Source organism: uncultured Gemella sp. (assembly GCF_963537375.1).
In the GTDB taxonomy this organism is placed as follows: Bacteria; Bacillota; Bacilli; order Staphylococcales; family Gemellaceae; genus Gemella.
In genome coordinates this window covers 1-6,571 of the sequence record NZ_CAUTDQ010000062.1, presented here as the reverse complement: position 1 = coordinate 6,571, position 6,571 = coordinate 1, and the positions used below count along the sequence as shown (strand labels likewise).

The 6,571-nt window shown below is 31.5% G+C and carries 5 protein-coding genes; 4 read left to right on the top strand and 1 reads right to left on the bottom strand.

Going from position 1 to position 6,571, the window contains the following annotated elements; translation table 11 throughout:
• The coding region (locus tag RYK99_RS08530; RefSeq protein ID WP_314991804.1) for an LPXTG cell wall anchor domain-containing protein at nt 1-602 on the top strand (602 nt) is incomplete at its 5' end.
• A 161-nt stretch (nt 603-763) separates the two neighbouring features.
• Here RYK99_RS08530 and RYK99_RS08525 read toward each other — a convergent pair.
• Nucleotides 764-2,524 (bottom strand): glycerophosphodiester phosphodiesterase, encoded by a 1,761-nt coding sequence (locus RYK99_RS08525; protein ID WP_314991803.1) that lies wholly within the window; start codon nt 2,522-2,524, stop codon nt 764-766.
• A 212-nt stretch (nt 2,525-2,736) separates the two neighbouring features.
• Here RYK99_RS08525 and RYK99_RS08520 point away from each other — a divergent pair, with 212 nt between their 5' ends.
• Genes RYK99_RS08520 through RYK99_RS08510 form a run of 3 tightly spaced genes read left to right on the top strand, consistent with a single transcriptional unit; the run spans nt 2,737 to nt 6,479 of the window.
• Nucleotides 2,737-4,239, top strand: a complete 1,503-nt coding sequence (locus RYK99_RS08520) for a sucrose-specific PTS transporter subunit IIBC (protein ID WP_314991802.1) — start codon at nt 2,737-2,739, stop codon at nt 4,237-4,239.
• Complete coding sequence (locus tag RYK99_RS08515) at nt 4,229-5,539, top strand: glycoside hydrolase family 32 protein (RefSeq protein WP_314991801.1); 1,311 nt, start codon at nt 4,229-4,231, stop codon at nt 5,537-5,539. Before RYK99_RS08520 ends, RYK99_RS08515 begins: the two co-directional genes overlap by 11 nt.
• Before the next feature lies 1 nt (nt 5,540).
• Nucleotides 5,541-6,479 (top strand): carbohydrate kinase, encoded by a 939-nt coding sequence (locus RYK99_RS08510; protein WP_314991800.1) that lies wholly within the window; start codon nt 5,541-5,543, stop codon nt 6,477-6,479.
• Nucleotides 6,480-6,571: the final 92 nt, after the last annotated feature.

Here is a 6,571-nt window from a genome sequence, read left to right as displayed (position 1 = left end):
AAGCGAAAAAAGTGTTAGAAAATGATAAAGCAACACAAGCAGAAGTAAATGCAGCTCTAAAAGCATTAGAAGAAGCAAAAGCAGGGTTAAACGGATATGTAAGTTATAAAATAAATCCAGCAATTAGTGAAGTAGAAGAATTTGATATTACTAAATTGATAGTTAAAGGTATTGTTGAAGTCGAAAAAGGACAAACTTTAAATGAAAATGATATTAAATCTAAACTAAACTTACCGGATGGAATTGAAATAGTTGAGATTGAATATCCAGATACTACAACTTTAGGAAGAAAGATTGCCAAAGTTGTACTTAGAGGAAATGATGGGCATCTATTTACGATAGAAGTTCCTATTGAAGTAGTAGGTAAAATAACTAATAATTCAACTAATGGTAATGATAGTTCAATCGACAATGGTTCTGGAAATATTGTAGATACAGAATCTCTTAAACCAATAGATTCTAAAGAGAAAAATAAAAATATTAAATTTGGGCAAAGTCTACCAAATACAGGATCAACTGAATCTAACACAGGATTAGCAGGGCTAGGAATTGCTGTTCTAGCTGGACTACTTGCAGTAGCAAAACGTCGAAAAGAGAAATAGAAGTTCAATAAGTTTAAAACAAGAATTTTGATATTCACCCCTTTTACTGAATAAATCAGTAGAAGGGGTATTATGTATTTGGGTTGTATAATAAATCCGGGGCGTGGGAAAATTCCAGCCCCGGATTTATTATACAATCATTAAATTTCAGTCGATATTTTTTATATATTAACTAGCCTCAATATCTTCTCGTAATATGAGTAGTTATTTTCTAAAATATTTTTTTCTTCTTTTACAAGCTCAGGTTCATCGGTAATAATACCATCTGCAGGGCTTTGTAAGTATCTAGTAATTAAAGCTGGATCATTTATTGTCCAGACAAAAACTTTTTTGTTTTGTTTTTTAGCCTGTTCTACTAGACGGTCCCTATACGAGAAGTCTTCTATTACGAAAAAGTCGACATTACTTTGATGAAAGTTTCCAAATTGAAGAGGGATTACATAACCAGTTTCTAAATTTGGTGCCTTTGTTTCAAGCTCTTCCATAACTTTAGAATTAAGTGACATGAATTTATAATTTTCAAGTTTTAATCTTTTTATCTCTTCAATAAGAATGTCGACGTAGTTACTTGGTTCACCACCATGAGGTTTTAGTTCTATTACTAAATTCATATTTAAATCCTTAGCTTTATTTACAAATTCTTCTAAAGAAGGTATTTTACTAGTATGGTCTCCTTGTTTTATTTGTAGACCAACAACCTCATCGAAGTTCATATCTTGAACTCGTTTATTAATGCCTGCAAGTCTTTTAAGGTTATAGTCATGCATTACAACGAATTTACTATCTTTAGTTAGCAATATATCTAATTCTACGTAATTAGCTCCGACTTCAGCAGCACCTTCAAGAGCTTGAATAGAATTTTCTACACCTTTATAGACATATCCTCTATGAGCAATTGTTTCGCTATTTTTGTTGACTCCATTTCCATAAATATTAAAACCATTAATAATAGCAGCAAGAATAATTATTATAGTAGTAAAGGTTGCTACTAATCTCGATTTTTTCTTATTTTCGTTAAGGTTATTTACTAGTTCTTCTGATATTTCGTTTTGATCTATTAGTACAGTTACTAATGAAGTTATGACCGTTACTTTTGAAATTACTCCAAGAAAGAATATAATTGCACTTATTGCTGAGAAAAATAAGGTTTGAACTATAGGATTATTACCATCTTTGTCAATATAAATACATAAGAAGGTGATAACACCGATTAAAATTACTGCAATAATGATGTATATTATTTCAAATAAGATAATAGTGAATACAAGTTTTCTTTTACCTGTTTTTGTAAGTTCCCAACTTCTTTTAATACTATCGAGTATATTCTCATCACCAACAGCAGTTAGGGGTAATGTAAAAATCAACCTAAGATTGAGATAGGCGAAAACAATCATTATTATTCCCCAAATAATAAAACCACTATTTGTTTTCATTATTTCACCGCTAATAAACTTTGGAATGAAGAGATTTTTAGCAAGAACTGATCTTACACCTAGATTTACTGTAGGGATAGTAATTATGAAATAAATTATAAAAAATAGAGTTTGAAAACCTGCCAAATTTTTTGTTTTATTCCATGCATTTTTTAAGATTTTTCGATATGAATATTTCTTATCTGTTAGTTGTCCGTATATCGTAAATGTCAGTATAGAAAATTCTATAAACATAAAAAATGCTACGATAAGTATTAAAAGATTAAGAATTATAAGACTATAGGGATTGGTTAGTATGTGAAGGATATTATTTTTATCAAGATGTTCTTCGCCTGCTAGAGTAAGTGCTAGTTGGAAAATTCTAGCGATTAGCCATAAACCACATACAAGAATTAGTTGAATTATGGCAGCTATTGAAATGTATGTGAATTTATATCGATTAATGTTTGTAGAAACACTAGTAAATAGATTTTTAATTGAAAAATCCATATAAGCCTCCTATTTTATAGTTATTAGATTATAACAAAAATAATACTTTGAAGCAAGAAAGCTACAATTTATAAAAAATATGGTAACGTTACTTTTTTCTCTTGACAATTTGATGTTAAGAAGTGTACAATAAAAAGTAACGTTACCATTCATATTTTGGTAATTGTTAAATGTCATTATATAAAATTAAAAAATAAAAAGGAGAAAGAACTATGGACTTAAAAAAAGTTGTAAAAGAAGTTGTTGAACATAGTGGTGGTGAGGAAAACTTACGCTCAGTTGTTCACTGTGCAACTCGTCTTCGTTTAGAATTAAACGATGAAAAAAAATATAATAAAGAAAAATTAGAAGATATCGAAGGAGTTAAAGGTGTATTCTTTAATAACGGTCAACTTCAATTAATCTTCGGAAGTGGTCTTGTTCAACAGGTATACGCTAAGTACAATGAAGTATACAAAGGTGGAGCTTCTAGTGAAGAAGAGGGTGAGAAATCTGCTTCTAGAAAACCAAAAGGAAATCCACTTCAACGTTTTGTAAAAATGTTAAGTGATATTTTCGTTCCAATCATTCCAGCGATCGTAGCTGGTGGTCTTTTAATGGGTATCAATAACGTCTTAACTGCGAAAGATTTATTCTACACTGGTAAATCAGTTATTGAAGCTAACCCAGGTATCGCAGGTCTTGCGGATATGGTTAATGTATTTGCAAATGCGCCGTTCGTATTCTTACCTGTATTAATTGGATTCTCTGCTACTAAACGTTTTGGTGGTAATCCATATCTAGGTGCTGCACTAGCGATGTTAATGGTTCATCCAGATGTAATGAATTTTTATGTATTTGGTAAATTAGATCCATCTACAAATCAACTTCTTGCACCAGCTTTAGATATCGTTAACCAAAGTGGTCAAGCTGTAGAAGGACTTCAAAGAGTTACAACTCTTGGGTACTGGGACGTATTCGGATTTAAGATTGCTAAAGTAGGATATCAAGGAACTGTATTACCAATCCTTGCAGCTGCCTGGTTATTAGCGACAATCGAAAAATTCTTACGTCGTGTAACTCCATCATGGTTAGATAACTTAACTACACCATTAGTTTCATTATTCGTAACTGGATTTGTAACATTCGCATGGATGGGACCTGTACTTCGCGAAGCTGGTACTTTACTAGGGCAAGGATTACAATGGTTATACATGCAAGGTGGATTCGTAGGAGCAGGTATTTTCGGTTTATTCTACGCACCAATCGTAATTACTGGATTACACCAAAGTTTCTCAGCTATCGAAACTCAATTACTAGCTGCAACAGGATTAACATTTATCTTCCCAATCGCATCTATGTCTAACGTAGCACAAGGTGCAGCGGTTCTTGCGGTATTAGTATTCTCTAAAAACACAAAAATGAAATCAATCTCATCAGCATCTGGTATTTCTGCTTTACTAGGTATTACAGAGCCAGCTATGTTCGGGGTTAACCTAAGACTTAGATATCCATTCTACGGAGCTATTGCAGGAAGTGCAGTAGGAAGTGCATGGATTGGATTAAACAAAGTATTTGCATCTGCATTAGGTGCAGCTGGTCTTCCAGGATTCTTATCAATTCCTGCAAACCACTGGTCAACATTTGGAATTGGTTTAGCATTATCATTCATCGTTTCATTCTCAGTAACAGCATACTTCTTCAAAACTAAGAAGGAACTTGTAAATGCTAGCTAATAACTGGAAACAAAATCTTCATTTAGAACCTACTAAAGGTTGGCTGAATGATCCGAATGGATTAGCTTACTTTAAAGGTAAATATCATATTTTCCACCAATATTCTTATGAAGTAGAAGGTGGATTAAAACTATGGTATTACTATACTAGTAGTGATCTAAAAAATTATGAAGATCGTGGCGTATTCCTTACACCAACTATAGAAGAAGAAAAAAGTGGTGTTTATTCAGGAAGTGCCAATATAGAAGATGGAAAACTTGTCTTCTACTACACAGGAAATGTGAAATATAAAGGTGATTATGACTACGTTCATGAAGGACGTGGTCATAATACCATATCTTTTGAAACGGAAGATGGAATTAATTTTACTGAGAAAAAATGTCTGTTAACTACAGATGATTATCCTAATATGTCAAATCATGTTAGAGATCCTAAAATATTTGAAAAAAATGGAAAAAATTATCTAGTTCTTGGAGCTAGAGATAGCAATGATTATGGATGTTTATTAGTATTCGATAAGGATACTCTTAAACCATATAAAACTATTTACTCAGAAAAAAATCTGGGATTCATGTGGGAATGTCCAGATTATTTCGAAGTAGATGGAAAAGAAATATTTATGTTCTCACCTCAAGGTATTACAAGAATGTATCCAAATTATGGAAATATGTATCAAATTGGATATTCTGTAGTTGAAGAGGGAATTGAGAATGTTGATAAATTAGATAACTTTACATTACTAGATTATGGACATGATTTTTATGCATCGCAAACATTTCTAGATGAAGATGATAATCGTGTGCTTATCGGTTGGATGTATGTACCAGATAGTAGTTATACTAATCCAACTACGAAGTTTGGTTATCAAAACTGTTTAACTGTCCCACGTGTAGTAAATTACAAAGATGGTAAGGTTAGACAAACGTTACACAAATCGGTTAAAGATTTGTTAGGTAACGATATCAAAACTAATGACTTTAACAAAAATACATGGTATTATAAACAAGAACATGGTGATAAGTTTGAAATTAGTGTAGCTGATTTTAAAGTAAGCTATGATAACAAGGAATTAAAAGTTTCTTTTGGTACTAGTGGTTATGGAAGAGATGATAGAAAATATAAACTGGATTTAGAAAATGTGGAAATAGTATTTGATAGTTCATCTATTGAATTATTCGCAAATGATGGATCTTTTGCACTTTCAACAAGATTCTATCCAGAAAATCATAATGTTAATATCTTAGCCACTGATTATTTAGCAAAAGAACTTGGAGCAATTGAAATTAGAGAGGAGAACTAAAATGGCAGTTTTATGTATAGGAGAAATGCTAATTGACTTTATTGGAGAAGGTGTAGGTACAATCGATAAAGTAAAATCGTTTAAAAAAGAGGCTGGTGGATGTGTAGCTAATGTGGCTTGCGTGGCACAAAAACTAGGACATAAGAGTTATTTATTAACATCATTAGGACAAGATGGTTTTGGTGATTTTCTAGAAAATACTTTAAAAAATGAGAATGTAGATTGTAAATATGTGAGTCGTAAAGCTGATAGTTTTACACCATTAGCATTTGTTTCTTTAGATGAAACTGGAGACCGTTCATTTAGTTTTTACTTCAAAGGTTCATCAACATTAAGAATTAGTAAAGAAGATGTTGAAAAAGTTGATTTATCAGAAATTGAAGCAATTCATTTCGCTAGTATCGCTATTCAAGAAGAATCAAAAGATAGCCATCATTTATTACTAAAAAAAGCTAAAAAAGCTGGGGTGTTAATTTCTTTTGATGTTAATTTAAGATTCAATCTTTGGGATGATCACAAAGTATATCTTGAAACTATTAAAGAATTCTTACCTTATGTTGATGTAATAAAAGTTGCTGATAACGAGTTAGAATTCTTAACAGGAACTACTAATATAGAAGAAGCATTGAAAAAAGACTTCAGTCACATGAAAGTTGTTCTTTATACTAAAGGAGAACATGGTGCGGAAGTTTATTATGAAAATCATAAAGTAGTGACTGAAATACCTAATATAAAAGCAGTTGATACTACTGGTGCAGGTGATGCGTTCGCAGGTTCATTCTTATCAAAATTATTAAATCATGAAGATCTAAATAATATTTCTGAAGAAGACTTAGCACAAATGGCTAAATTTGCGACAAACTACGCTAGTTTAACAACTACAAAAACAGGTGCAATTTCAAGTTACTTAACAGAAGAAGAATACAATAATTTAATATAATTTTTAAAAAATAAGTCCTAATTAGGGCTTATTTTTTTAGGCTCTTTGTCAAATTCGGGGCATGGAGAAAAATAGGAAATAAGATCTAGGCA